A 25,942-nucleotide genomic window follows, 5' to 3' on the forward strand; every position below is an offset into this window, starting at 1 on the left:
TCAATCTGAAACGTTAATGCGTTCAATCACGCGGTTGGCCAAATCGTCTGGCCGGAATTTGGCGAGGAAATCGTCGGCCCCCACCTTCTTCACCATAGCTTGGTTGAATACGCCCGACAGGGAAGTATGCAGGAGGATGTGCAGCTTCTGCATGCGCGAGTCCGCACGAATCTCCGCGGTCAGCGTGTAGCCATCCATTTCCGGCATTTCGATATCGGAAATCAGCATGATGAATTCGTCTTCCGGACGCTTGCCCTCGTCTGCCAACTTGCGCAGAAATTCCAGGGCCTGGCGGCCATCGTTGAGCGCTGTCACTTCAACGCCCACAGACTGCAGACAACGAGTGACCTGCTTTCGTGCCACCGACGAGTCGTCAACGATCAGCACGTGTTTGGTCACCGCCTTGCCTTGCGTCTCGACGTCGATCACCCCAGCGGTGATGGCTTCGGAAATAGGCGCCACCTCGGCGAGGATTTTCTCCACGTCGATGATTTCCACCAGTTGCTGGTCCAGGTGGGTCACTGCCGTGAGGTAGTGATCGCGCCCGGTGCCCTTGGGTGGCGGATGGATTTCTTCCCAGTTCATGTTGACGATGCGTTCAACCGAGCGCACCAGAAAGCCCTGAACCTTGGTGTTGTATTCGGTGATGATCACGAAGCTGCTGTCCAGATCCGCCAGGCCCGCACGGCCGGTGGCCATGGACAGGTCAAGAATCGGAATGGTGCCGCCGCGAATGTTGGCCACCCCACGAACCACCGGGCTGGATTTGGGCATGATCGTGAGCTTGGGGCACTGCAGCACCTCTTTCACCTTGAACACGTTGATGCCATACAACTGTTTGCTGTCCAGGCGGAATAACAACAGCTCCAGTCGGTTTTGCCCCACCAACTGCGTACGCTGGTTAACCGAGTCCATCACTCCGGCCATACCCTGCCCCTCATTAATATGTTGACCACCGTGCCCCCGCTTAGCCTAGCAGCCGGCACGGGCTTTGCTTTGTAGCTGAGCATGAAACTGAAAACGCCACTTTTTCGACGCTTATCGTTCCGACCACACCTGGCGGCCGGATCATGGCTGGCTTTGCTGGCGTTAGGCCACATTAACAGTGCGGCCGCTGAGCTGACATTACCTGAACAACTTATCGGCGCAAGCCAAGGCTTTCTTGAGGTCACGGTTCAGGACTATTTAGAGCGTAGCGAAATCCAGGCGCGGCAAGAGATTCAAATTAATCGACTCGACCCGCGGTTGCAGTTGCCCCTGTGCGATCAAGATTTGACCACCTCGCTGGAAAGCCCGGCGCAACCCGTTGGTCGGGTGACCGTGCGGGTGAGCTGCGAGGGTTCCACGCCCTGGACGGTCTTCGTGCCCGCCCAGGTAAAGCTGTACCGCAAGGTGGTCATCGCGATTCGGCCGCTCAAGCGCGGCGTGCAACTCAGCGAGGCCGACGTAGCGCTGGTGGAACGTGACGTTGGGTTGCTGACGCAGGGTTACATGACCGACATGGGCCAGGTGCTCGGCACCACCCTGACACGCGGCGTGATGACCGATCAGGTGCTGGCGCCTGTCACCATCGAACAGGCCAAAGCGGTGAGCAAAAGCGATCAAGTGGTCATCAGCGCCAAGAAAGGCGGCATCAATGTACGCATGCAAGGTGAAGCGCTGTCGGATGGCGTGCTGGGCGAGCAGATTCGGGTGCGCAACCTCAGCTCCAAGCGAGTAATCAGAGCGCGCGTGGTGGGACCAGGCCAAGTGGAAGTTGGCATGTAGCTGGATTTTTACGGGCAATTTGCTGTCCGTTTTCATACACTGGCGCCCAGCTGGACGCAGCGAAAAGGCCGGTGAAAAAAATCCTAAAGTTTTCTCACCCAACGCCGACAAGCTAGGCAAGCGTCCAAACACCGTAGAGGTTTTGCATCATGGTTATCGATATCAACCGGCTAAATAATGCCGCCGCGTCCACCAGCACTGGGCGTACCAACGCGTCCCAAACTGGCCGGAGCACTGATACCGCGAGCGCCACACAACCCGCCGCGCCAGCTAACGCTGCCGAACAAAGCACCGCTAAAACCGGTGAGTCGGTTCAGCTCAGCCAACAAGCTCAGCAGCTGCAAAAAGTTACCGACAAACTTAGTGATCAACCGATTGTCGACAAAGAACGTGTGGCTCGCCTGAAACAGGCTGTGGCCGACGGCAGCTACCAAGTCGACAGCAAACGCGTAGCCAGTAAACTGCTCGATTTCGAATCCCAGCGTTAACCCGTCAGCGGGCGACTCTGGGGGTGTTGTTGGACGCCTAACTCCGAGAGTTCGCCATGCACGATACGACCCTGCTGCACCTGTTCAACGAAGACATCGGCACCGCCTCGCAGTTACTTGAACTGATCGACGCCGAATTCCAAGCCCTCACCGACCGCGACCTGCCTCGTCTGGAAAGCATTCTGGCCGACAAGCAACCCCTGCTCGCGGTCCTCGGCCAACACGGTGCCGAACGCAACAAGCTCCTCACTTCCCTCTCGCTCAAAGCGGATCAAAGCGGCCTTAACGCCGTGGCCGAGCAATCGCCGGTGGGCGCTGAATTGCTCGCGCGCGGCGCCGAGCTGAGCGCCTTGCTGGAACGCTGCCAGGCTGCCAACACGCGCAACGGCCGCTTGATTCGAGTGAACCAGGCTTCAGTCGGCGGCATGCTCGGCATTCTGCGCGGTAATGCCGACACGCCAGGGCTCTATGACAGTCGCGGTGGTGCCGCTAGAATCGGCCAGCAGCGCCCGCTCAGTCAGGCCTGACGAACTAATAACAAGGCGCAAGGGACGTACCGGCAGAATGCCAGTATGCTAGAACCCAACTTGGGTCGTGCCACCGTATTTTGCTCGGAGAATTCTGGACCGTGTCCAACCCCTTCGCCGCGGGTGATGGCCCGCAACCACCGAAAGTCCTGAAAGCTCCGCTGGAAGTTTTCGCAGCACTGCGCCCATTGGAAGAACACCGCGACCCGCTGATCATCACCTTCCACGAGCGCTCGCAGCGCTTCCAGACGTTCATCATTCAGATCAACCGTGAACGCGGCCTCGTGGCGCTGGACGAAATGGTGCCCAACGATGGCGAACGTTTTCTGAAAGCCGGAGAAAGCTTTCGCATCGAAGGTTTCCACGAAGGCGTGCGCATCGCTTGGGAATACACCCAACAGATTCAAGTCGGGCAGTTCGAAGGCTCCAACTGCTATTGGTGCCCGATGCCGACCGAGGTGCTCTATCACCAACGTCGCAACGCCTACCGCGCCCCGCTCAAGCAAGCGCAAGCGGTGAAGATCGAACTGAGCGGCGAGCGCCTGAAAAGCCCCATCAAAGGTCATCTGCTCGACATCTCTGCCACCGGCTGCAAGTTGCGCTTTTCCGGCGACGCCAGCAAAGGCCTGCAGTCTGGCCAGGTGTACGAACGCCTGGTTGCGCAGCTGCCCTTCGGTGCGATGACCACGGCGGTGGAGCTGCGCCATCTGGTGTACGACGAAAAGCTCGACATGACCTTTGCCGGCATGCGCTTCCATCGCATGAACGGCCTGGAGCAACGTCAGATCGACCGTTTCGTGTACCAACTGCAACGCGAAGCCCGTCGCGACGACATGGACGACTGATAACTCGCGCCAACAAAAACGCCACCCGATGAGGTGGCGTTTTTGTTGGCGCGGCGAACGTCAGGTCGACTTGGTGTCCGCTGGGTGATCCACATCTGGCGGCGTCTGGGTTTGCATCTGGTCGTGAACGATCTGCTCGTCAACGCGCGGGTCCAGGGCCGCTACGAGTGGCGAGCTGGTCATGTTGTCCGGCATCGACATGTGGTGCAGCGGCGCATCGTCAACCTGATGCAGATTGGTAACGGCATCCGGGCGAATGCGCAGCACCAGCACCGCGGCGCAGAAGCACACGAAGGCGAACAGCATGTTCGGCCCGAATTGCCGCATCAGCCCGCCCGCCACCAACGGCCCAACGCAAGCGCCAATGCCGAAGGTCACCAGCAAAATCGCCGTCAGCGACACCCGCCGCTCTGCCTCGACATGGTCATTGGAAAACGCCACCGCCAGCGGATACAAACTGAACTGCAGCAGGCTCAAGGCGAAGCCAATCGGCAACAACAACTCCAGCGGCACACTGGGCATGACCGCCAACGGCAACGCCGCCAGCACCAGCAGCAATGCGCAACCGCGAATCAGCACCGCGCGGTTGTGGCGGTCCGACAGCCATCCCAGCGGCCACTGCACCACTAGCGCGGCAAACACGCAGCAACCCATAAACAAACCGACCTGCTCGTTGCTCAGCCCCTGCCGCGCGGCATACAGGGGCGCCAAGCCGTAGAACGAACCGATGATCAGCCCGGACACCAATGTGGTCTGCAACGACTGCGGCACCCGGTCGATAAAAAAGCGCGGCTCCAGCGGCGCCGGACGCATCGGCGCTGGGTGAATCTTGCGCGTAATGGCCACCGGCACCAGGCACAGCGAAAAACACAGCGCCACCAAAATCAACAGCTCCAGCCCCAGCGCCGGGTGGACGATCAACACCAACTGGCCAAGCACCAGGCCCAGGTACGAAGCGATCATGTAGCCGGAAAACACCAACCCGCGCTGACTGGCTTCAGCCTGCTCGTTGAGCCAGCTTTCGATGACCATGTACTGACACATCATGCCGACGCCGACGATGGCCCGCAGCACCGTCCAGGCCGGCAACCAATCGAGCAGACCATGGCCCAACACCGCCGCCGTCACGATGCCGGCGCACGACACATACGCGCGAATATGGCCGACGCGGGCGATAAGCCGGTGGCCGATTTTGCCGCCGAGCACCAGGCCGAAGTAATACGCCGCCATCAAGGCGCCGACCCACAGCGAGTCGACTTTATCGGCGGCCAGGCGCAGGCCCAGGTAGGTGCTCAACAAACCCGAGCCAATCAGCATGAGTAGGCTGGCGAAGTAAAGCGCTCGAAAAGACTTCCAAATTCGACGCATCGGCTTTCCGAACGGCTCCTTGAAATAGAGGCCGGACCCCAGTGGTCCGGCACGGTGACGCTTACGCTTGGGCCGCCAACACGCGGCGCTCCCACGGCGTTATTTCATCGTAGAAGCTGGTGAGCTCCAACGTCTTGGTAGCAATGTAGCCGTCAATGAACTCGTTGCCGAATAGCTCGCGCGCCAGCGTGCTGCGCTGCAAGCGGTCTATCGCAGCCTGCATCGTAGACGGCAACCGTAAGGCATCGGGCACCTCGAATTCGCCTTGAATCGCCTCGCTCGGTTGCAGTTCCCGCTCCATGCCGTATAAGCCCGCCGCCAAGCTTGCCGCCAAGGCCAGATACGGATTGGCATCAGCGCCCGGCAGACGATTCTCGACCCGCCGTGCCACCGGCGAACTAGCCGGAATACGCAAGCCGGCCGCGCGGTTGTCGTGCGACCAGCATGCGTTATTGGGCGACGCGTAGGGATGGAACAGGCGCTGGTAGGAATTCACGTTCGGCGCAAACAGCAGGGTGAAATCGGCCATGGCCGCTTGTTGGCCTGCGATAAAGTGCAAGAACGCCGGCGTCGCTTCGCCCTGCTCGTCACTGAAGATATTTCGTCCGCTGCCCTGCTCCACCACGCTTTGATGGATATGCATCGAACTGCCCGGCGTGTGGGCCAGCGGCTTAGCCATGCACACCACGATTACGCCGTGCTTGAGCGCGACTTCTTTGAGCAGGTGTTTGAACAAGAAGGTTTGGTCGGCCAGCAGCAGCGGATCGCCGTGCAGCAAATTGATCTCGAACTGGCTGACGCCCATCTCGTGCATAAAAGTGTCGCGCGGCAACCCCAGGGCCGCCATGCAGCGATACACCTCGTTAAAGAACGGCCGCAGCCCATTGTTCGACGACACGCCAAAGGCTGAGCAGCCATCTTCACGACGACCATCCAGCCCACGCGGCGGCTGGAACGGTTGCTGCGGATCGGCATTGGCCGCGAATACGAAAAACTCCAGTTCGGTGGCGACCACCGGCGAGAGACCGCGCGCGGCGTAATTGCTCAGCACACGCTTGAGCAGCCCGCGCGTCGAAAGGCCCGAGCTGCTGCCGTCCAACTCATCGGCATCACAAATGGCCAGCGCGCGGGGCACCTCGCTCCAAGGCAGACGGTGAATTTGCGTAGGGTCGGCGTTCAGCGCCAGGTCGCCGTCGTCGCCACCGTAAAACGGCGCGGGCGGATAGCCGCCCATGATGCATTGCAGCAACACCCCTCGCGCCAGTTGCAGCCGGCGCCCCTCCAGGAAGCCAGCAGCGGTCATCACTTTTCCGCGCGGCACGCCGTTGAGGTCAGGGGTTACGCATTCAATTTCGTCGATGCCGGCCAGGTGCGCGGCAAGTGAACTGGGGCCATCAGTACTCATAACGTCTTGTCCTTATTAGAGCCATCACGCATGGGAGCGCGGGCGCGTACAAAATACGCATCGGCTGTTCAGGATTTCAAGCAGCGAGCACAGATAAACCGCCACAGCGGTGGGTCGAACAGGAAGGGAAACGGGAAAATCAGATGGTGTCCCCTGCTGGAGTCGAACCAGCATCTAGCCCTTAGGAGGGGCTTATTCTATCCATTGAACTAAGGAGACAAACCGAGCCAGCCGGCAGAGTAGCCGACCGGCCGGCATGTTAACGGCGGGCAGGGGTTTTGTCATGTATTTGCCGGGCGCAAAAGCGCCGCTGCGTGATGTCTTACACGCAGCGGCGCGAAGGCCTATCAGGCCGCTGCCACGTAAAGCGGCGACGACTCGCTGCCCTCGTCGCGCAGTGAGCGGCGTAGCTCTTCAGCCTGCCGCGCCACAGCCAGCAGCGCTTGATCCTTCACGTGACCATAACCACGGATACGTTCCGGCACCCGCGCCAGCGCCAAGGCGCTATGGCGTTTTGCTTCGTTGATTCGCTCAAGAATCAGCGCAACATCCGCTTCGTAGTGGCCGATCAGCTCGCGCTCCGTGCGCCGTTCGTGGCTATAGGCAAACGGATCGAACCGCGTGCCGCGCAGGAATTTGAAGCGCGCCAATACAGCAAACGCCTGCAACATCCACGGCCCGAAACTACGCTTGCGCAGCTCGCCCGTGCGCCCATCTCGCTTGCTCAGCCACGAGGGCGCCAGATGGAACTGCAAGCGGTAATCGCCTTCGAACTGCGCTGCCAACTGACGAGAGAAGTCGCCATTGCTGTACAGGCGCGCCACTTCGTATTCGTCCTTGTAAGCCAGCAGTTTGAAATAGTTGAAGGCAACCGCCTCGGTCAGCGCCAAGGGCTGGCCGGGGAACAGGCGAGACTCGGTGTCGCGCACGTGGCGTAGCAACGTCAGGTAACGGTCGGCATAGGCGTCGTCCTGATACGCGCGCAAGTTCGCTGCATTGCGCTCAATGCGTTGGTCGAGGGTTTGCTCTTTTTCTGCCATCTGTGCAGCGGCATCGGGCTTGGCCAGTACCTTCACGGCATCCGGCGAATGCGCCGCACGCCGGCCCCAGAGAAACGCCTGCTGATTCAGCGACACGGCCACCGCATTGAGTTCGATAGCCTGATTAATCGCCTCCGCGCTCACCGGCACCCGCCCAAGTTGATAGGCGTAACCGAGCATAAACAGGTTGGTGGCAATGCTGTCACCGAGCAGGCCGGTGGCCAGTTCAGTGGCTTCGACAAAATGGGTTTTGCTCCCGCCCACCGCCTCGACAATCGCTTGCTGCATCGCCGCGCCGGGGAATTCTGCGTTGGGGTTGCGCGTGAACTCGGCAGTCGCTGCTTCGTGGCTATTCACCACCGCGTGAGCGATTTGCTCGTTCAGCTTGGCCAACGCTTCCTCACTGGCCGCCACCACCAAGTCGCAGCCCAGCAGCAGGTCGGTTTCGCCAGCGGCGATGCGCACGGCATAAATGTCATCTTGCTTGGCGGCAATGCGGATGTGGGTAATCACCGGCCCGAACTTCTGCGCCAATCCGGCCTGGTCCAGCACGCTGCAGCCCTTGCCTTCCAGGTGCGCGGCCATGCCCAGCAGGGCGCCGACCGTCGTGACGCCGCTGCCGCCAACGCCCGGCAGCAGGATGTTGTAAGGGCGTTCCAAAGTCGGCTGCACGGGCTCCGGCACCGCCGCGAAGTCGGCTCCGTGGCCCAAGGCTTCTGGCTTGCGCAATTGGCCGCCGTGTACGGTCACGAAACTCGGGCAGAAACCGTCGACGCAGGTGAAGTCCTTGTTGCACGAGTTCTGGTCGATCTCACGCTTGCGGCCTTGTGCGGTCTCCAGCGGCAGCACCGACAAGCAGTTCGACTTCACGCTGCAATCGCCACAGCCTTCGCACACAGCGGGGTTGATAAAGGCGCGCTTGGCGGGATCGACCAACTTGCCGCGTTTGCGCCGCCGACGTTTCTCGGTCGCGCAGGTTTGGTCATAGATAATCACCGAGGTGCCCTTGAACTCGCGAAGCTCACGCTGCACGGCGTCCAACTCGCGACGATGATGAAAGGTGACGATGGGCGCAAAGGTCGCGCGGGTTGGGTATTTGTCCGGCTCATCGGAAACCAGGGCGATGCGTTTTACGCCTTCGGAGAACAGTTGCTGGCTGAGCTGATCGACGCGCAATTCGCCGTCAATCGGCTGGCCGCCGGTCATGGCGACCGCGTCGTTGTACAGAATTTTGTAGGTGATGTTGACCCCGGCGGCGACCGCTGCCCGCACCGCCAGTTGGCCGGAGTGGAAGTAGGTGCCGTCGCCCAGGTTCTGGAAAATATGCGGCGTGTCGGTGAACGGCGCTTGGCCGATCCATGTCGCGCCCTCGCCGCCCATCTGCGTGAACGTGTCGGTGTTGCGGTCCATCCATTGCGTCATGTAGTGGCAACCGATGCCGCCTTGGGCGCGGCTGCCGTCCGGCACTTTCGTCGAGGTGTTGTGAGGGCAGCCGGAGCAGAAATGCGGGGTGCGAACGGTCTTGTGCTTCGGTGCGGCCAAGGCCTTTTCCTTGGCCGCCAGAAAGGCCAGGCGCGATTCGATTTGCTCGCTGGAATAGATCGGCGCCAGGCGTTTGGCAATAGCGCGGGCAATCATTGCCGGCGTCAGCTCGCTCAGGTTGGGCAACAGGGAAACGCCGTGCTCGTCGAACTCGCCCACCACGCGGGGACGTTTGTCGACCGGCCAGTTGTAGAGCTGCCCGGTGAGTTGATCCTCGATGATGCTGCGTTTCTCTTCGACCACCAGAATCTCATCCAGGCCTTGCGCAAACTCGTGCACCGATACCGGCTCAAGCGGCCAACTCATGCCGACTTTGAGCACGCGCAGGCCGACTTGCGCGCAGAGCTCATCGTCCAAACCGAGGTCGACTAATGCCTGGCGCACATCGAGGTACGACTTGCCGGTGGTGATGATCCCGAGGCGCGGATTTGGCGAATCGAGCTTCACCTGATTCAGATTGTTCGCGAGGGCAAAAGCGCGGGCGGCGTAAATTTTGTAGGTATTGAGGCGTTTTTCCTGCACCAGAGGCGGGTCTGGCCAGCGGATGTGCACGCCGTCTTCGGGCAGTTGGAAATCAGTCGGCAGCTGGATTTGCACGCGCAGCGGATCGACATCTACCACAGCGGAGGAATCGACGTTCTCGGCGATGGTTTTCAGCGCCACCCAGCAACCGCTGTAGCGCGATAGCTCCCAGCCGAGGATGCCGTAATCGAGAATCTCCTGAACGTTGGCCGGGTTGAGCACCGGAATGGACGCCGCGATAAAGGCGTGTTCGCTCTGGTTGGCGATGCTCGACGACTTGCAGCCATGGTCGTCGCCTGCCAACAACAGCACGCCGCCATGGGCCGAAACACCGGCGGAGTTACCGTGTTTGAACACATCCCCACAACGGTCCACGCCCGGCCCTTTGCCGTACCACATGGCGAAGACACCGTCGTAGCGCGCGCCGGGAAACAACGAGGTTTGCTGACTGCCCCACACCGCCGTCGCCGCCAGCTCTTCGTTGACGCCGGGCTGGAAGTGGATGTGGTTGTCTTGCAGAAAGGTTTTGGCTTCCCACAGGCTTTTATCGAGGTTGCCTAACGGCGAGCCGCGGTAACCGGAAATAAAGCAGGCGGTGTTCAGACCATGAGCGCTGTCGCGCTGTTTTTGCAGCATCGGCAGGCGGGTGAGCGCCTGGGTGCCGGTAAGGTAAAGATGACCGGTTGCGAGTCGGTACTTGTCATCCAGGCGGATCTCGGCCAGAGACATAGCGGGCGCTCCTGTTATTTTTATGGCGACCTGAGCGGCTACGGTAAAGCCACCCTACTGGGCTCACGGCAGGATTTCTGCCGAGGCACGTACCCAAGAATATGACCGGACGGTTCCGATTTTTTCTTTCTATTTTCGGGCCACCGCGCGACTCTTGCGCATGAGTTATCCAAGAAAAACAACAAAAGAGACTGACTTATGCAAAGCGCACTAAGCCCCATCGATCGGAAGATTCTGCGCTTGCTGCAGCACAACGCCGATTTGTCTGCAGCCGAGATCGCTGAAAAGGTCGAGTTGTCCCAGTCGCCGTGTTGGCGGCGGATTCACCGCATGCAGGAAGAAGGCTTGATCGAGCGAAAAGTCGCCCTGCTCAATCCCACGCTGCTGGGCTTCTCGATCACCGTGTTCGTCAACATCAAGTTGTCTGCCCACGGGCGCAACAACCTGACCGAGTTCGAAGAGGCCATCGTCGGTTATCCGCAGGTGCTGGAGTGCTTCACCATGGCCGGCGGCTCCGATTACCTGCTCAAAGTGGTAGCCAAAGACATCGCCAGCTACGAGCGTTTTCTACGCGACCAGCTGTTGCAGCGTCCGCATGTGTTGGAAGCACATTCGAATATCGCCATGAGCGAGGTGAAGCGCACCACCGAGCTGCCGCTGGACTTGGTTTAAACGCGCGGGCGCGCGATCAGTTGCAACAACGCGGACACGGTGGCCGCCAGGGCGCCGGAGTTGTCGAGCACAAGTAAGCCTTCCGCTTCTGCGGCGGGCTGAATGTCAGCGCTGCGGGCCAGGCGGGCCTCGATTTCGGCGAGGGTTTCACGCCCGCGGGCCTGCAAGCGTTGGCGCAGAATTGCCGGCTCGACTGTGAGCAGTACAGCGAGAAGGCCGGGATAGCGACGGCGGGCTTCCGGCAAATAAGCGCGCGAGCCGTTGACGAGCACGTTGTCGCCGTTGGCTAACCATGTGTCGATCTGGGCTGGAATGCCATAGGCGAGGCCGTTTGCGCGCCAACTCATCGCAAACGCACCTTCGGCTTCCAATTGTTCGAATCGTTCTGGCGTAACGGCTTCGGCATCTTCACCCACCGCTTCGGCCGAACGGGTGATAACCCGTCGCACCAGGCGGCAACCTTGCGCCTCAAGCTCGCCAGCAGCGGCTTGCAACAGGCTGTCTTTGCCCGAACCCGACGGCCCCATCAGGTATATCAACGCGCCCATCTACATCACCTCACTACAAATGCCTAGCGCTAATGCCGCTCTGATCCGACGGAGCCGCAATCTTGCCCGATCACGTCTCAGACTGGGCAAGCAAATCGTGAAACTCCTCACCAATGCCGACAAGTTGTATGACGACAGCGCAAACATGGGCTTAAATGCACAGTACTTCCGTGCCAGAAATACCCACTTTGACAAATGGCGCGCATTTTCGACAGTTGGTGCTGGCACAAAGCCGCTAGCGCGTTCAAACTGCGACACAGATTTGGCGTCAAATAACTGATGCAGCGACTCATGGGTCAACAGGGGATAATTGCCCTCCCGTTGAACGGCTAGTGCTAATGATGGTCAAACCGGTGACAATCATGCAGCCAAGTGCCAGCATCGCTTCCCTGAACTAACCGGTTTAAATGTATGCGCCCTATGAAACAGGCTATTTATTCCAGCCGTACGGCTGACAAGTTCGTCGTTCGTTTACCCGATGGCATGCGCGAGCGCATCGCGGATGTAGCGCGTAATCATCACCGCAGCATGAACTCCGAGATCATCGCTCGCCTGGAACAGAGCATGCTCCAGGAAGGCTCGCTGGACGAAGACCTGAGCATGCGCTTGGATAGACCGGAACTTTCCCTGCATGAGCGTGAGCTGCTGCAACGGTTTCGCCAACTGTCCCGTCGTCAGCAAAATGCCTTGGTCGCTTTGATCGCTCACGATGCCGAGATGAACGCTGAAGCAGAAGAAGCCTAAGTCGGCCGAACTGCTCAACGTAACAAGCCTCCATAAAAAAACCGCCACTGGCGGTTTTTTTATGTCTGTCGGATCTAGCGCGCTTACAGCAGAAAGAGCGTGGCGAGGCCCAGGAAGATAAAGAAGCCGCCGCTGTCGGTCACTGCTGTAATCATCACGCTGGAGCCTAACGCCGGGTCGCGACCCATGCGCGTCAAGGTCATGGGAATGAGGACCCCCATAAATGCGGCGAGCAACAGGTTGAGCGTCATCGCAGCCGTCATGACGATACCCAGCGACCAACTGCCGTAAAGCATGTACGCCACGCCGCCAATCACCCCGCCCCACACCACGCCGTTGAACAGCGATACCGCCAATTCCTTACGCATCAAACGCGAGGTATTGCCCGTACTCACCTGATCCAACGCCATCGCGCGAACGATCATGGTGATGGTTTGGTTGCCCGAGTTGCCGCCGATGCCTGCCACGATTGGCATCAACGCCGCCAGCGCCACCAGCTTTTCGATCGACCCTTCAAACAAGCCGATCACGCGCGAGGCGATAAAGGCAGTGATCAAGTTGATTGCCAGCCAAGCCCAGCGGTTACGCAGCGATTTCCACACCGAGGCGAAGATATCTTCTTCCTCACGCAGACCCGCCATGTTCAGCACTTCGGTTTCGCTTTCTTCGCGAATCAAGTCGACCATTTCGTCGATGGTCAAACGGCCAATCAGCTTGCCGTTTTTGTCCACCACCGGTGCGGAAATAAGATCGTAGCGCTCGAACGCTTGCGCAGCGTCATAGGCGTCCTCATCGGGATGGAAGCTCACCGGATCGTCGGCCATGACTTCGGCGACTTGCTTGTCTGGATCATTGACCAACAAGCGCTTAATCGGCAGCACGCCTTTGAGCACGCCGTCGTAATCGACCACGAACAATTTATCGGTATGGCCCGGCAGCTCCTTCAAGCGGCGCAGGTAACGAAGCACCACTTCCAGGCTGACGTCTTCGCGGATGGTGACCATCTCGAAGTCCATCAGTGCGCCGACCTGGTCTTCCTCATACGACAACGCCGACCGCACGCGTTCGCGTTGCTGGGCGTCAAGAGTTTCCATCAGTTCGTGCACAACGTCGCGCGGAAGCTCCGGCGCGAGGTCGGCCAGCTCGTCGGCGTCCATGTCTTTAGCGGCCGCGAGAATCTCGTGATCGTCCATGTCGGCGATCAGCGTTTCACGAACCGAATCGGATACTTCGAGGAGAATGTCGCCGTCGCGCTCGGCTTTGACCAACTGCCATACCGTCAGACGATCATCGAGCGGCAGCGCTTCGAGAATATGGGCAACGTCGGCGGAGTGCAGGTCGTCGAGCTTGCGTTGCAGCTCGGCGAGATTTTGCCGGTGAACCAGGCTCTCCACGCGCTCCTGATTCTGGCCTTCCTGACGGTGCGTCAGGTCTTCAACAAGCCGGTGTCGATGCAGCAGTTCAACGACTTGGGCAAGTCGGTCCTGCAGGCTTTCTTGCGGCTTTTTTGCTTCTACTTCTGTCATAGCACACTCCACCCCCAGCGGCAGAGCGCGCCAAAGGGATCAATCAGTCAATTCTTGATTGGTAAAGCGAGGTCTTGAGCTACTACTGGGTAAGTCCATGATGGCAATCCATAAGCCTCGGCGAGGCTGACCGGCAAATGATACCACTGTGCCTTGGCTTTGCATGCGACAAAATCTAGGCAAGAACAAGTGCTTGCGCCACAAAGCTAGGTTTCTTCTGAATCCTGTGTACGACGCATTGCAAGTGCCATGGGGCACTACAGACCGACGAATTTTTACGCGTTAGGGTTGCAACTTCTGTCACGGAGGACACCCCATGCATCTCATGCTTGCACTCATTACGCTTGCACTTCTTCTTTGCCCCGCCACTACTTCCTTTAGCGCTACGGTTCACCGCTGCCAAGACGAAAAAGGCCACGTCACCTTCACTCAACTTGGCTGCTCATCCGAGCATGGGCTGGCTAGTGAAATACTCGACATGCCGAGCACTGAATCTGAAAACGCAGGGGCTGCCCAACCCACAAAAAAGGTGAGCAAGACTGCGAGTGAAAAGCCGCCACGCGCGAACCGGCAGGGCTCTGCTGTCGCAGGTACAGGTGCACGGCAAGACGGTTGCGGCAATGTGCTTACGCCCGCAGCGCGGCGCAAGGCGATGATCAACAAGGAAGCCCGCGCAGGCATGACCCAGTCGGACGTCGAGAGCATGCTAGGCAAGCCCGACAGCATCAGCAGTCAAAACGGCAAGGTGCGCTTCAACTACGTCGACAAACACAGCGGCCGTAAGCGCAACATCAGTTTCGATGTCGATGGCTGCGTAAAATCCTAGGCAATAAAAAAGGGCCTGCATGTCTGCAGGCCCTTCAAATATGGTGCACTCAGGAGGATTCGAACCTCCGACCGCTCGGTTCGTAGCCGAGTACTCTATCCAGCTGAGCTATGAGTGCAAAGTAAAACTTTCAACAACATTCAGAGACTCTCAACTTACATCTCTGACTTAAATAACCGACTTGTTTTAGCAACAAGTCTGGCTGCTTAAATGGTGCACTCAGGAGGATTCGAACCTCCGACCGCTCGGTTCGTAGCCGAGTACTCTATCCAGCTGAGCTATGAGTGCATTTGCGGTGCAAATTATAAAGCTTAGAAATTGATTTTCAATAAATTTTTCCAGTAATTTTAACGACTTAACGCTAAACACCAGAACATCAATTTCGTTGAAATTAATGGCGGAGAAGGGGGGATTCGAACCCCCGACACCCTTTTGAGGTGTACTCCCTTAGCAGGGGAGCGCCTTCGGCCACTCGGCCACCTCTCCGCAACACGGGGCGCATGATATCCATGTTTTCCCCGTTTGCAAAGCCAAAAATTGATAAAAATTAGTGGCTTGGTTCTTGGTCCTTCTCTTTCTGGATGCGCTGGTAAATTTCCTCACGGTGCACAGCAACTTCCTTTGGCGCATTGACGCCGATTCGCACCTGATTACCTTTAACGCCCAACACGGTGACAGTGACATCGTCACCTACCATCAGGGTCTCTCCGACCCGGCGAGTCAGAATCAGCATTCCCTTTCTCCTTACGGATTACAGTTCAGGACAACTAGACAGTCTGCAAAATTAAAATGGCGACGGCAGCGGTGCATATCAAGCCACGCCGCTGCCGTCACCCAAGTATTGACTAGTGTAGGCAGAAAGAAAGTTCCACCTACCCTGCCAAAAAGACAAAAGGCGCGGAATCAACCGCGCCTTTCGAATAATCGCTTATTCGCCTTGTCGAGCCGGGGCGTCCAACTCGAACGCGGTGTGCAACGCTCGTACTGCCAATTCCAGGTATTTCTCTTCGATCACCACCGACACCTTGATTTCGGAGGTCGAGATCATCTGGATATTAATGCTCTCCTTAGCCAGCGCCTCGAACATACGGCTGGCCACGCCCGCGTGGGAGCGCATGCCAACGCCAACGATCGACACCTTGGCAATCTTCAGGTCGCCGCTGACTTCACGCGCATTGATCTCACGCGCCGTCTGCTCCAGCACTTGCTGGGCGTTCTGGTAGTCGTTGCGGTGGACGGTGAAGGTGAAATCGGTGGTGTTATCGTGCGCGACGTTCTGCACGATCATGTCCACTTCAATGTTCGCGGCACTGATAGGACCGAGAATCTTGAAGGCCACACCAGGGGTATCCGGCACGCCACGGATGGTCAGCTTGGCTTCGTCGCGATTGAAGGCGATGCCGGAGATGATCGGCTGTTCCATGGATTCCTCTTCATCAATAGTAATAAGGGTGCCCGGACCCTCTTGGAAGCTGTGCAGCACGCGCAGCGGGACGTTGTATTTGCCGGCGAATTCCACCGAGCGGATCTGCAACACCTTCGAGCCCAAGCTGGCCATTTCCAGCATTTCTTCGAAGGTGATCTTGTCCAGACGACGCGCCTGCGGCACGACGCGCGGGTCGGTGGTGTAAACGCCATCGACATCGGTGTAAATCTGGCATTCATCGGCCTTCAAGGCTGCGGCCAGTGCCACGCCCGTGGTATCCGAGCCGCCACGACCGAGCGTGGTGATATTGCCCTGCTCGTCTACGCCTTGGAAACCGGCCACCACGACAACGCGCCCAGCTTTGAGATCGGCGCGAATCTTCTGATCATCAATCTGCAGAATGCGCGCTTTGTTATGAGCGCTGTCGGTGAGAATGCGCACCTGGTTACCGGTGTACGACACCGCCGGCACGCCACGTTTAATCAGGGCCATGGCCAACAGGGCGATAGTCACCTGCTCACCGGTAGACACCATAACGTCCAGCTCACGGGGAACCGGTTGGTCGCTAATCTGCTTGGCCAAGTCGATCAGGCGGTTGGTTTCACCGCTCATGGCCGACAGCACGATCACCAGGTCTGTCCCGGCTTCGTGGAATTTCTTGACCTTCTCGGCCACCTGCTCGATACGCTCGACGGTGCCGACGGAGGTGCCCCCAAACTTCTGTACGATCAAAGCCATTTGCAGCTGCCTCAGCCCCTCATTAATCAGTCGCCTCACCCCAATGCCGGCGCCTGCCGGGCAGCAGGCGGCATTGTTGGGCGAGCGTTATAGACCCTGTTCGACGAAAGGCACGGTCAACGCCAGCGCGGCGTCCAGTGCACCGGCATCGACGCCGCCGCCCTGGGCCATGTCCGGGCGACCGCCGCCCTTGCCGCCGACCGCTTGAGCGGCCTGCTTCATCAAATCACCAGCCTTGAGCTGCGCGGTCAGGTCCTGGGTAACGCCTGCGACCAACACAACTTTGTCATCGCTCACCCCGCCAAGCAGGATCACTGCGCGGCCGAGCTTGTTCTTCAACTGGTCGACCAGCGCCAGCAGCGCTTTGCCGTCCAAGCCATCCAGACGATGGGCGAGTACCTTCACGCCTTTCACTTCTACGGCCGAGCCCGACAAATCGTCGCCGGCCGCGCTCGCAGCCTTGGCCTTGAGTTGCTCGAGTTCTTTTTCCAGCTGACGATTGCGCTCTACCAGACCGCTGAGCTTGTCGAGCAGGTTGTCGCGGTTGCCTTTAACCAGCACCGCCGCCTCTTTCAATTGCTCTTCGGCACTGTTCAGGTAGGCCAGCGCCGCGGCGCCAGTGACCGCTTCGATACGGCGTACGCCAGCAGCCACGCCGCCTTCGCTGGTGATTTTGAACAGGGCGATATCGCCGGTGCGCGAAGCATGAATACCGCCGCACAGCTCTACCGAGAAGCTGCCGCCCATGCTCAAGACGCGCACGTTGTCGCCGTACTTTTCGCCGAACAGCGCCATGGCGCCTTTGTTCTTGGCGGTTTCAATGTCGGTTTCTTCGGTTTCGACGGCAGTGTTCTTACGGATTTCAGCGTTGACGATTTCTTCCAGCGCTTTGATCTGCTCAGGCTTGATGGCTTCGAAGTGGCTGAAGTCGAAGCGTAGACGCTGACTGTCAACCAACGAGCCTTTCTGTTGAACATGGTCGCCCAGCACCTGACGCAATGCGGCGTGCAGCAAGTGCGTGGCCGAGTGGTTCAACGCGGTGGCTTGGCGCACGTCGGCTTCAACATGCGACTCGATGGCCGCGCCAACCTTCAGGCTGCCTTCGGTGACCACACCGTGGTGCAGGAACGCGCCGCCGGTTTTGGTGGTATCGCGCACATCGAAGCGCACGCCGGCCGCTTGCAGATAACCGCAATCGCCAATCTGGCCACCCGACTCAGCGTAGAACGGCGTCTGGTCCAGAACCACCACGCCCTCCTCGCCTGCACCCAACGCATCAACGGTCTGGCCGGCTTTGAACAGCGCCAGCACCTTGCCGGCGCCCGAGGTGGCTTTGTAGCCAAGGAACACGGTTTCGCTGTCGACTTTTACCAGGCTGTTGTAGTCCATGCCGAAGGAGCTGGCCGAACGTGCGCGCACGCGCTGCGCTTCCATCTCACGCTCGAAACCTGCTTCGTCGAGAGTCAGCTCGCGCTCACGGGCGATGTCGCCTGTCAGGTCCATCGGGAAACCGAAGGTGTCGTACAGCTTGAAAATCACTTCGCCTGGAATGACGGTGCCTTTGAGCTCTGCCAGATCCTGCTCGAGAATTTTCAGGCCCTGCTCGAGGGTTTTGGCGAATTGCTCTTCTTCGGTTTTCAGCACGCGCTCAATGTGCGCTTGCTGCTGCTTGAGTTCCGGGAAGGCGTCGCCCATTTCCGCGACCAGTGCGGCAACGATCTGATAGAAGAAGCTGCCTTTGGCGCCCAGCTTGTTGCCGTGACGGCAGGCGCGACGAATGATGCGGCGCAGCACATAGCCACGGCCTTCGTTCGACGGCGTCACGCCATCGGCAATCAGGAAACCGCAGGAGCGAATGTGGTCAGCCACCACTTTCAGCGACGGCTGATCGTCGTTGGCGCAACCAATGGCCTTGGCGCAGGCGGCCAGCAGGCTTTGGAACAGGTCGATTTCATAGTTCGAATGCACGTGCTGCAGCACGGCGCTGATGCGCTCCAGGCCCATGCCGGTGTCTACCGACGGCGCTGGCAGCGGATGCAGCACGCCGTCGGCAGTGCGGTTGAACTGCATGAAGACGTTGTTCCAGATTTCGATGTAACGGTCGCCGTCTTCTTCCTGCGAGCCCGGCGGGCCGCCCCAGATGTCAGCGCCGTGGTCGAAGAAAATCTCGGTGCAGGGTCCGCATGGGCCGGTGTCGCCCATGGTCCAGAAGTTGTCGGACGCATACGGCGCGCCTTTGTTATCGCCGATACGCACCATGCGTTCGGCCGGCACGCCCACTTCCTTGGTCCAGATGTCGTAGGCCTCGTCGTCGCTGGCGTACACCGTCACCCAGAGTTTTTCCTTGGGCAGGTTCAGCCATTTTTCCGAGGTCAGAAATTGCCAGGCGTAGTTGATCGCGTCGCGCTTGAAATAGTCGCCAAAGCTGAAGTTGCCGAGCATTTCGAAGAAGGTGTGGTGACGTGCGGTGTAACCGACATTTTCCAGGTCGTTGTGCTTGCCACCGGCGCGCACGCATTTCTGACTGCTCACGGCGCGGGTGTAGGCGCGTTTTTCCTGGCCGAGGAAGCAGTCTTTGAACTGGTTCATGCCGGCGTTGGTGAACAGCAGCGTTGGGTCGTTGCCCGGAATGAGCGAGCTGGAAGCAACACGGGTGTGACCCTGTTCTTCGAAGAAGCGGAGGAAGGCTTCGCGGATTTCTGCGCTTTTCATCAATTTTTTTCCACGGGAAAGGCGGCGATCTATTAGGTACAGCGCGCGATAGGGCTAAAAACTACCGCTTTTAGGCCGGCAAAGGGCCGCATTATATCGGCCTCGGCCCCAGGGTACAGTGCCTTTGTCGCTATGGGCTCTATGAAAACTAATGTGCGCAATGGGTACGCTCACCCACACGCCAAAAATCCCCTACCACCCGCTACCTATTTCAAGCGGGCTGGGTTTGCGCAAAAGCGGCAAACGCGTCGATCACCTGGCCAATATCATCGCGACTGACGTCGAGGTGAGTGACCAGACGCAAACGGTCGGCAGCGGAAATGGTGATGCCGCGTTCGGCCATAAATGCCTTCAAGGCGGCGGCACGCCCTGTCATCTGCACGTAGACCATATTCGTTTGCACCGGCTCGACGCTATACCCCAGCTCCACCAGTCCGGCCGCCAGGGCTGCTGCATTGGTGTGGTCATCAGCCAGACGCGCCACCTGATGTTCCAAGGCATACAGTCCTGCTGCTGCAAGGATACCGGCTTGGCGCATGCCGCCGCCGACCATCTTGCGCAGGCGCCGCGCTCTGTCGATGAGTTGATCGCTGCCCAGCAGCACCGAACCTATAGGCGCGCCGAGACCTTTGGATAAACACACGGAAACGGAGTCGAAATATTGGGTAATTTCCCGCGCATCAACCGCCTGTTTCACCGCCGCGTTGTACAGCCTGGCACCGTCCAGATGCAGCTGTAGCCCGCGCTCCTGAGTGAGCTTGCGCGCCGCCGCGAGGTACCTGAGCGGCAGCACTTTGCTCTGCATGGTGTTTTCCAGCGCCACTAGCTTGGTGCGGGCAAAGTGAAAATCGTCGGGCTTGATTGCTGCTGCCACACGCGCCAGGTCAAGGGAACCGTCAGCTTCTACCTGCAAGGGCTGCGGCTGGATCGAGCCCAATACCGCAGCCCCGCCCCCCTCGTATTTATAAGTGTGGGCTTCCTGGCCGACGATGTACTCATCGCCCCGTTCGCAGTGCGCCATCAAGCCAAGCAGATTGCTCATGGTGCCGCTGGGCACGAACAAGCCTTGGGCAAAGCCAAGCTTGTCGGCTAGGTAGTCTTGCAATCGGATAACGGTGGGGTCTTCGCCGTAAACGTCATCGCCGACCGGGGCCTGCAACATGGCCTCGCGCATACCGGCGGTGGGCTGGGTGACGGTGTCGCTACGCAAGTCGATAACGGGCATTTACAGCGCTCCTGTACGGCGGACTGTCGACCCTAATGCAGGCGCCCCGCAGCGACAAGAGGCTCTACGACTAAATGGCGACTACAACGCGTCAGCGCTGGTGGGCACCACAAGAATGCCGGCGCGCAGCCCGTTTGCGACCTTGGGATTGGGGAAAATAATGCGCGCGCCCTGCTCGTCCACGACCCAGCGCATGCCGGCGATGTCTTCGGCCAACACATAGCCCACGGGCAGCTCGCTGAAGTTTTCGATGTCGGCAGGCAGGTTGAGGCGGAACGCGTCGCTGTGTTTGATGATTTCCCGCGACACGGCGAACAGCTGCAGGCCATCGAGATCAGCGGCGTCCAGCGGCGGCTCGTTGTTCTCGATCAGCCGCTGCAAGCGTTCCTCAAGGGCATCGAGATTCACTGCCTCGTTCTGTCCAAAGGCGCGCGCCTTGCCCAATTCCAGGGTGAAGGCTTCGGCATTGAGCTGCGCGTAGGTGAACGCGCTGAACGTGATGGACGCTTTGCTTTGCAGCAGCACGGCTGCCACGCCCGCCGCCTTCAGACGTGCCAGTTCGCTCACGGAATGCTTGCAGCCCTCGCGCCAGGGATACAGCGCGAACTGCTCGATTTTCGAACCGCGAATGGCCGTGTGCAGGTCGTAATGCAAACGCTGGCGAGGCGAGTCGCTGGGCGCCTGGTTGAAGAACGTGGTGCTCAGGCGCTCCAACTCGCAGGCGCGCAGGGCCTCGAAACCGCTGCTCTGCGCGTGGCGGCCATTGAACAGACGGTTGATGTCTTGCTCGATGTAGCGCTCGCCCTTGCGCATGGCGTCGGGGTTGCCGAGCAGAAACAGAATGCGCGCGCGCGGTTTTAACTCGCCCCGGGCGATGCCGTGCAGCAGGCGATCGAGCAGTTCGATAGGCGCGGTTTCATTGCCGTGAATGCCGGCGGACAGCAGCAAGTCGAGGCCGCTGTCCTGGCCGGCAGGCGGCGTAATCTCCAATGCGCCCTCGGCCAACCAGCGCAACCGTGCGCCCTCCGGCGTCAGCTGAATCTTCGCGGCCGGCTCGCGGCCCACCAGGGTCAGTTCCAGCAGTTTGCCGAGGGCTAGCATGGGTAAGTTCCGTCTTGGTGTGGCGGTTTTAGTGGTTGCAGTCCGGGCCATGCACGTGACCGTCTTCGTCGTCGATCTGGCCGGCGGGCTCCATTTCCAGCTCCAGGCTCACCAGGTTGGTAGCCAGCGGGCGCAGCAACAGGTTGGCGTATTCCTCGTCGCCCTCCTCCACGTCCACGCCGATGATCAGTTGGCCGCGGCCGTCTTGCTGAATCCACACTTCCTTGCCCTGCCAGATAACGGCAAAGCGAGTGCAGGACGTCTCCAGCTGGGTGCCGTCGGTATCTTCGAGGATCAATTGCAGGCTATCGGACATGGTCAACACACTCTTAATTAAGCTGGAAGGGGTACACAGAGCCTAGTTTAAGGATCTGCGTGAGCTCATCCAATGCCGAACGGCATTCGACAAGCAACTGAGGATCGGCCAGGTCGCTCTCGGCCATGCGGTCGCGGTAGTGCTTGTCGACCCACACATTAAGCGTGTCGTACAGCGAGGGCGTCATGAGCACGCCGCTGTTTACCGCGTCCAGTTCCTGGTCTTTAAGCGCCACGCGCAGGCGCAAACACGCCGGGCCGCCGCCGTTTTGCATGCTTTGCTTGAGATCGAAAACCTGCACGTCTCGGATCGGTCCGTCTTCGGCGGTCAGGCGCGACAAGTAACGCCACACGCGTTCGTTGTTGCGGCACTCCTCCGGCACGATCAACAACATGCCGCCATCGGCCCGGGACAACAGCTGGCTGTTGAACAAGTACGAATGCACGGCGTCTTCAACGCTGACGGCGTCGCGCGGCACACACACGGCCTGCAACCGGCCGCCACGGCGGGCGAGTTTGTCGTGCAGCTCGGCCAGCACTTTGTCGGTCTCCAGGAATGCGTCCTGGTGATAGAACAGCACTTCGCCGTTCCCGACCGCGATCACGTCGTTATGGAACACGCCCTGATCAATCACGGCCGGATTTTGCTGGGCGTACACCACGCCGGCCTCGTCCAGGCCATGCAAGCGCACCACCGCCTGGCTGGCTTCCAGCGTTTGCCGCGCCGGGTAGCGTTGCGGGCCGGGGTAGCGGGCGTCGAAGGCGCTGCGGCCGAACACAAAAAATTCCACGCCGGCATCGCCGTAGTCTTTGCACAAGCGGGTGTGGTTCGCCGCGCCTTCGTCGCCAAACTGGGCAACGGCGGGCAAGGCGGCGTGATGGGCGAAGTGGCCTTCGTCGGCGAACATCGCGCCGAGAATGCGGCTGGTGGTCGGGTGTTCGAGGCTGCGGTGGAATTTGCAGTTGAGGTTGGCGGCGGTGAAATGCACCTTGCCGTCGCGCGTATCAGCGCTGGGGCTGACGGTGGCGGCGTTGGCGGTCCACATGCTTGAGGCCGAGCAACTGGCGACCAGCAGCGGCATCGCTTCTTTGGCGGCGCGCTGAATCACCTCGGCATCGCTGCCGGTAAAACCGATACGGCGCAACGCGGCGACATCCGGGCGTTCCTGCGGGGCCAACACGCCCTGCTTGAAGCCCATTTCCATCAGCGCTTTCATTTTCGCCAGGCCTTGCTTGGCCGCGACCTTCGGGTTGGACACCTGCTGGCTGTTGCCTTGCGACGCCACATTGCCGTACGACAAGCCGCCGTAGTTGTGGGTCGGGCCAACCAGGCCATCGAAGTTCACTTCATACGCAGTGTTTTTATTATTGGCGACAGTCACAGGCTGACTCCCGGGGTCAGGGTTGCAGGCAGGCTCACGCGTTCGCTTTCCAGTGAGGCGACTGGGTACGCGCAGTAGTCCGCCGCGTAATAGGCACTGGCGCGGTGGTTGCCCGAGGCGCCCACGCCGCCAAACGGCGCCGAACTCGCCGCCCCAGTCAGTTGTTTGTTCCAGTTAACGATGCCGGCGCGGCTTTCCAGCCAGAACTGCTGATAGCGCTCGGCCGAATCAGACAGCAAACCGGCGGCCAGGCCGTACTGGGTGTTGTTGGCTTCGGCGATGGCGCCAGCAAAATCGCTGTAACGGATCACTTGCAGCAGCGGGCCGAAAAACTCTTCGTCGGGGCGCTCGCTTACAGCCGTGACGTCGATGATGCCGGGGGTCAGCAAGGCGGCATTTTCCAGCGGCTGACTCATTGCCAGCAACGCGGTGGCGCCGCTGCTGAGCAGATGCGCCTGGGCTTTTAGCAACTGCCGAGCCGCTTCCAGGGAAATGACCGAGCCCATAAACGGGGCCGGCTGTGCGTCGAACGCGCCAACCTGAGCCGTCGCGGCCACCGCAACCAGGCGTGCCAACAGCGCATCGCCCCACGCGCCTTGCGGCACCAGCAGGCGGCGCGCGCAGGTGCAGCGCTGGCCAGCGGAAATAAACGCCGACTGGATAATGGTGTACACGGCAGCGTCGAGGTCGCTGACTTCATCGACTACCAGCGGGTTATTGCCGCCCATTTCCAGGGCCAGAATCTTGTCCGGGCGACCGGCAAACTGTTGATGCAGCAGATTCCCGGTGCGGCTGGAGCCGGTGAAAAACAATCCATCGATGCCGGCATGAGCCGCCAGGGCAACACCGGTATCGCGAGCGCCTTGCAGCAGATTCAGCACGCCCGCAGGCAGGCCAGCTTCAATCCAGCACTGCACTGTCAGCTCGGCCACTTTGGGCGTCAGCTCACTCGGCTTGAACACCACCGTATTGCCCGCCAGCAGCGCCGGCACGATATGGCCGTTGGGCAAGTGGCCGGGAAAGTTATAGGGGCCAAACACGGCGACCACGCCATGAGGCTTGTGGCGCAGCACAGCGGTGGCGTCCGCCAGCGGGCCGCTTTTCTCGCCGGTGCGCTCGCGGTAGCTCTGAACGGAAATGGCGACCTTGTTGACCATACTGGTCACCTCGGTGGCCGACTCCCACAACGGTTTGCCGGTTTCTTCACCAATGGTGCGCGCCAGTTCATCGCCCCGCGCTTTGAGGGTGGCGGCAAAGCGTTCGAGCACGGCAATGCGTTCGTCCAGAGTCAGCTTCGCCCACGCCGGAAACGCCGCTCGAGCCGCTTGCACCGCCACATCCACCTGCGCCGCCGTGGCCGCCTTGCCGGCCCACACCACGGCTTGTGTCACCGGGTTCAACGACTCCAGCGCCTCACCCGCGCCAGCCTGCCAGGCGCCTGCAATGTAATGGCTGCTCATCGGCTCAGCTCCTTGTTTTCCACCGCCAGCGGCACGGCACGCACCTGATCGCCGGCCTTGAGTTGCAAGCGTTTAGCCGTGGCCTGATCAACCACCAGCGTGCCTGCCGCCAAACGCGCCGGGACGGCAGTGATGCGGCACTCTTCGCGCTTGCGGTTGTGCATCAGGAAGGTGGTGGCGTCGTCGCCCGGCGTGCCGATGGCCAGCACCAGCGCCTGGCTGTCGCGCACCGCACGAATCTTGTTTGTTTCCGCCTCAATGGCTGGGCCGGCGTCGAAGATGTCGACGTAGCCCTGATAGCTGAAGCCTTCGGCCTTGAGCATGTTCAGCGCCGGCTCGGTATCGGGGTGCACGCGGCCGATAATGTCCCGTGCTTCTTCCGACAGGAAGCACGTGTACAGCGGAAACTTAGGCATCAGCTCGGCGATAAACGCCTTGTTGCCTACACCGGTGAGGTAGTCGGCGCGGGAGAACTCCATTTTGAAGAAGTGCCGCCCCAGGCTCTCCCAGAACGGCGAGCGCCCATGTTCATCCGACATGCCGCGCATTTCGGCGATCAGCTTGTTGCCGAACAGCTGCGGGAATTCGGCGATAAACAGGAAGCGTGCCTTGGACAGTAACCGACCATTGAGCCCGGTGCGGTGGTCCGCCTGCAAAAACAGCGAGCACAGTTCCGAATTGCCCGTCAGATCGTTGGCCAGGAACAGCGTCGGAATTTCGCGGTAGATATTCAGCTCTTGGGAAGCGCTCACCGTGAGGCCGACGCGGTAGTTGTACCAAGGCTCACGCAGGCCCACGGCACCGGCCACGGCAGAAATGCCGACCACTTTGCCGGCGTCGTCTTCCAGCACGAACAGGTAGTCGGCATCGGCGCGGGTCGCCTCGCCACGGAACGCCTTTTCGGCCCAGCCAACGCGGTGCGCCAGGCGCTCTTCGTTGGCTGGCAGGGTGGTCAAGCCAGCGCCGGTGCTGCGGGCCAGGTCTATCAAGGCAGGCAAGTCAGCACTGCGCACGGGACGAACGATCATGGCTAT

The 25,942-nt window shown here is 60.0% G+C and carries 22 protein-coding genes and 4 tRNA genes; 7 read left to right on the forward strand and 19 right to left on the reverse strand.

Features of this window, described 5'->3' with window-relative positions:
* Nucleotides 1-927, reverse strand: a complete 927-nt coding sequence (locus tag ACZZ0Q_RS16815) for a chemotaxis protein CheV (RefSeq protein WP_122451779.1) — start codon at nt 925-927, stop codon at nt 1-3.
* Nucleotides 928-1,008: 81 nt separating this feature from the next.
* On the opposite strand from ACZZ0Q_RS16815, the gene flgA reads away from it, so the two are divergent.
* The 4 genes from flgA to ACZZ0Q_RS16835 all read left to right on the forward strand — a co-directional run bounded on the left by flgA (nt 1,009) and on the right by ACZZ0Q_RS16835 (nt 3,627).
* Entirely contained in the window at nt 1,009-1,767 is a 759-nt protein-coding gene (flgA, locus tag ACZZ0Q_RS16820) for a flagellar basal body P-ring formation chaperone FlgA (RefSeq protein ID WP_463541506.1), read from the forward strand.
* 149 nt (nt 1,768-1,916) lie between these two features.
* Nucleotides 1,917-2,255, forward strand: a complete 339-nt coding sequence (gene flgM, locus ACZZ0Q_RS16825) for a flagellar biosynthesis anti-sigma factor FlgM (protein ID WP_463541505.1) — start codon at nt 1,917-1,919, stop codon at nt 2,253-2,255.
* 56 nt (nt 2,256-2,311) lie between these two features.
* Nucleotides 2,312-2,782, forward strand: coding sequence for a flagella synthesis protein FlgN (locus ACZZ0Q_RS16830; RefSeq protein ID WP_463541504.1), 471 nt, complete (start codon nt 2,312-2,314; stop codon nt 2,780-2,782).
* Nucleotides 2,783-2,883: 101 nt separating this feature from the next.
* Nucleotides 2,884-3,627, forward strand: coding sequence for a flagellar brake protein (locus tag ACZZ0Q_RS16835; RefSeq protein ID WP_463541503.1), 744 nt, complete (start codon nt 2,884-2,886; stop codon nt 3,625-3,627).
* A gap of 60 nt (nt 3,628-3,687) precedes the next feature.
* On the opposite strand, the gene ACZZ0Q_RS16840 is transcribed toward ACZZ0Q_RS16835, so the two are convergent.
* The 4 genes from ACZZ0Q_RS16840 to ACZZ0Q_RS16855 form a co-directional block, all read right to left on the reverse strand.
* On the reverse strand, nt 3,688-4,995 hold the full coding sequence (locus tag ACZZ0Q_RS16840; protein ID WP_463536335.1) for an MFS transporter: 1,308 nt from the start codon (nt 4,993-4,995) through the stop codon (nt 3,688-3,690).
* A 61-nt stretch (nt 4,996-5,056) separates the two neighbouring features.
* Nucleotides 5,057-6,298 carry a glutamine synthetase family protein gene (locus ACZZ0Q_RS16845; RefSeq protein ID WP_463542303.1) on the reverse strand — a complete coding sequence of 414 codons (1,242 nt, stop codon included), beginning with the start codon at nt 6,296-6,298 and terminating at the stop codon, nt 5,057-5,059.
* Nucleotides 6,299-6,544: 246 nt separating this feature from the next.
* A tRNA-Arg gene (locus ACZZ0Q_RS16850) sits at nt 6,545-6,619 on the reverse strand.
* Nucleotides 6,620-6,747: 128 nt separating this feature from the next.
* The gene (locus ACZZ0Q_RS16855; RefSeq protein WP_463541502.1) at nt 6,748-10,233 is read right to left on the reverse strand and encodes an indolepyruvate ferredoxin oxidoreductase family protein; all 3,486 of its coding nucleotides are present in this window, start codon (nt 10,231-10,233) and stop codon (nt 6,748-6,750) included.
* Nucleotides 10,234-10,431: 198 nt separating this feature from the next.
* Here ACZZ0Q_RS16855 and ACZZ0Q_RS16860 point away from each other — a divergent pair, with 198 nt between their 5' ends.
* Nucleotides 10,432-10,905 (forward strand): Lrp/AsnC family transcriptional regulator, encoded by a 474-nt coding sequence (locus ACZZ0Q_RS16860; RefSeq protein WP_463541501.1) that lies wholly within the window; start codon nt 10,432-10,434, stop codon nt 10,903-10,905.
* Here ACZZ0Q_RS16860 and phnN read toward each other — a convergent pair.
* The gene (gene phnN, locus ACZZ0Q_RS16865; RefSeq protein ID WP_463541500.1) at nt 10,902-11,453 is read right to left on the reverse strand and encodes a phosphonate metabolism protein/1,5-bisphosphokinase (PRPP-forming) PhnN; all 552 of its coding nucleotides are present in this window, start codon (nt 11,451-11,453) and stop codon (nt 10,902-10,904) included. The two genes, ACZZ0Q_RS16860 and phnN, sit on opposite strands and share 4 nt — an antisense overlap.
* A gap of 411 nt (nt 11,454-11,864) precedes the next feature.
* Here phnN and ACZZ0Q_RS16870 point away from each other — a divergent pair, with 411 nt between their 5' ends.
* Complete coding sequence (locus ACZZ0Q_RS16870; RefSeq protein ID WP_122451789.1) at nt 11,865-12,197, forward strand: Arc family DNA-binding protein; 333 nt, start codon at nt 11,865-11,867, stop codon at nt 12,195-12,197.
* 83 nt (nt 12,198-12,280) lie between these two features.
* Here the strand turns inward: ACZZ0Q_RS16870 and mgtE are convergent, their stop codons facing one another.
* Nucleotides 12,281-13,723 carry a magnesium transporter gene (mgtE, locus tag ACZZ0Q_RS16875; RefSeq protein ID WP_463541499.1) on the reverse strand — a complete coding sequence of 481 codons (1,443 nt, stop codon included), beginning with the start codon at nt 13,721-13,723 and terminating at the stop codon, nt 12,281-12,283.
* A gap of 316 nt (nt 13,724-14,039) precedes the next feature.
* On the opposite strand from mgtE, the gene ACZZ0Q_RS16880 reads away from it, so the two are divergent.
* Nucleotides 14,040-14,549 carry a DUF4124 domain-containing protein gene (locus ACZZ0Q_RS16880; RefSeq protein ID WP_463541498.1) on the forward strand — a complete coding sequence of 170 codons (510 nt, stop codon included), beginning with the start codon at nt 14,040-14,042 and terminating at the stop codon, nt 14,547-14,549.
* A 41-nt stretch (nt 14,550-14,590) separates the two neighbouring features.
* Here the strand turns inward: ACZZ0Q_RS16880 and ACZZ0Q_RS16885 are convergent.
* From ACZZ0Q_RS16885 to astA, 12 genes are all read right to left on the reverse strand, one after another.
* A tRNA-Arg gene (locus tag ACZZ0Q_RS16885) sits at nt 14,591-14,667 on the reverse strand.
* 93 nt (nt 14,668-14,760) lie between these two features.
* Nucleotides 14,761-14,837, reverse strand: a tRNA-Arg gene (locus ACZZ0Q_RS16890).
* Nucleotides 14,838-14,944: 107 nt separating this feature from the next.
* Nucleotides 14,945-15,035, reverse strand: a tRNA-Ser gene (locus ACZZ0Q_RS16895).
* Between the two features lie 61 nt (nt 15,036-15,096).
* Nucleotides 15,097-15,282, reverse strand: a complete 186-nt coding sequence (gene csrA, locus ACZZ0Q_RS16900; RefSeq protein ID WP_003283978.1) for a carbon storage regulator CsrA — start codon at nt 15,280-15,282, stop codon at nt 15,097-15,099.
* A 195-nt stretch (nt 15,283-15,477) separates the two neighbouring features.
* Nucleotides 15,478-16,713, reverse strand: coding sequence for an aspartate kinase (locus ACZZ0Q_RS16905; protein WP_463541497.1), 1,236 nt, complete (start codon nt 16,711-16,713; stop codon nt 15,478-15,480).
* 87 nt (nt 16,714-16,800) lie between these two features.
* The gene (gene alaS, locus ACZZ0Q_RS16910; protein WP_463541496.1) at nt 16,801-19,425 is read right to left on the reverse strand and encodes an alanine--tRNA ligase; all 2,625 of its coding nucleotides are present in this window, start codon (nt 19,423-19,425) and stop codon (nt 16,801-16,803) included.
* 211 nt (nt 19,426-19,636) lie between these two features.
* Nucleotides 19,637-20,650: a low-specificity L-threonine aldolase gene (ltaE, locus tag ACZZ0Q_RS16915; protein WP_463560770.1), complete on the reverse strand. Its 1,014-nt coding sequence runs from the start codon at nt 20,648-20,650 to the stop codon at nt 19,637-19,639.
* Between the two features lie 81 nt (nt 20,651-20,731).
* On the reverse strand, nt 20,732-21,751 hold the full coding sequence (gene astE / locus ACZZ0Q_RS16920; protein WP_463541495.1) for a succinylglutamate desuccinylase: 1,020 nt from the start codon (nt 21,749-21,751) through the stop codon (nt 20,732-20,734).
* A 28-nt stretch (nt 21,752-21,779) separates the two neighbouring features.
* The gene (locus ACZZ0Q_RS16925) at nt 21,780-22,067 is read right to left on the reverse strand and encodes a topoisomerase II (protein ID WP_108097275.1); all 288 of its coding nucleotides are present in this window, start codon (nt 22,065-22,067) and stop codon (nt 21,780-21,782) included.
* 13 nt (nt 22,068-22,080) lie between these two features.
* Entirely contained in the window at nt 22,081-23,448 is a 1,368-nt protein-coding gene (astB, locus tag ACZZ0Q_RS16930; RefSeq protein WP_463541494.1) for an N-succinylarginine dihydrolase, read from the reverse strand.
* The gene (gene astD, locus ACZZ0Q_RS16935) at nt 23,445-24,908 is read right to left on the reverse strand and encodes a succinylglutamate-semialdehyde dehydrogenase (RefSeq protein ID WP_463541493.1); all 1,464 of its coding nucleotides are present in this window, start codon (nt 24,906-24,908) and stop codon (nt 23,445-23,447) included. The genes astB and astD overlap by 4 nt, the downstream gene beginning before the upstream one ends.
* Nucleotides 24,905-25,936, reverse strand: a complete 1,032-nt coding sequence (gene astA / locus ACZZ0Q_RS16940; RefSeq protein WP_463541492.1) for an arginine N-succinyltransferase — start codon at nt 25,934-25,936, stop codon at nt 24,905-24,907. The genes astD and astA overlap by 4 nt, the downstream gene beginning before the upstream one ends.
* Nucleotides 25,937-25,942 lie beyond the last annotated feature (6 nt).

It is taken from the genome of Pseudomonas sp. AC070, from assembly GCF_979258635.1.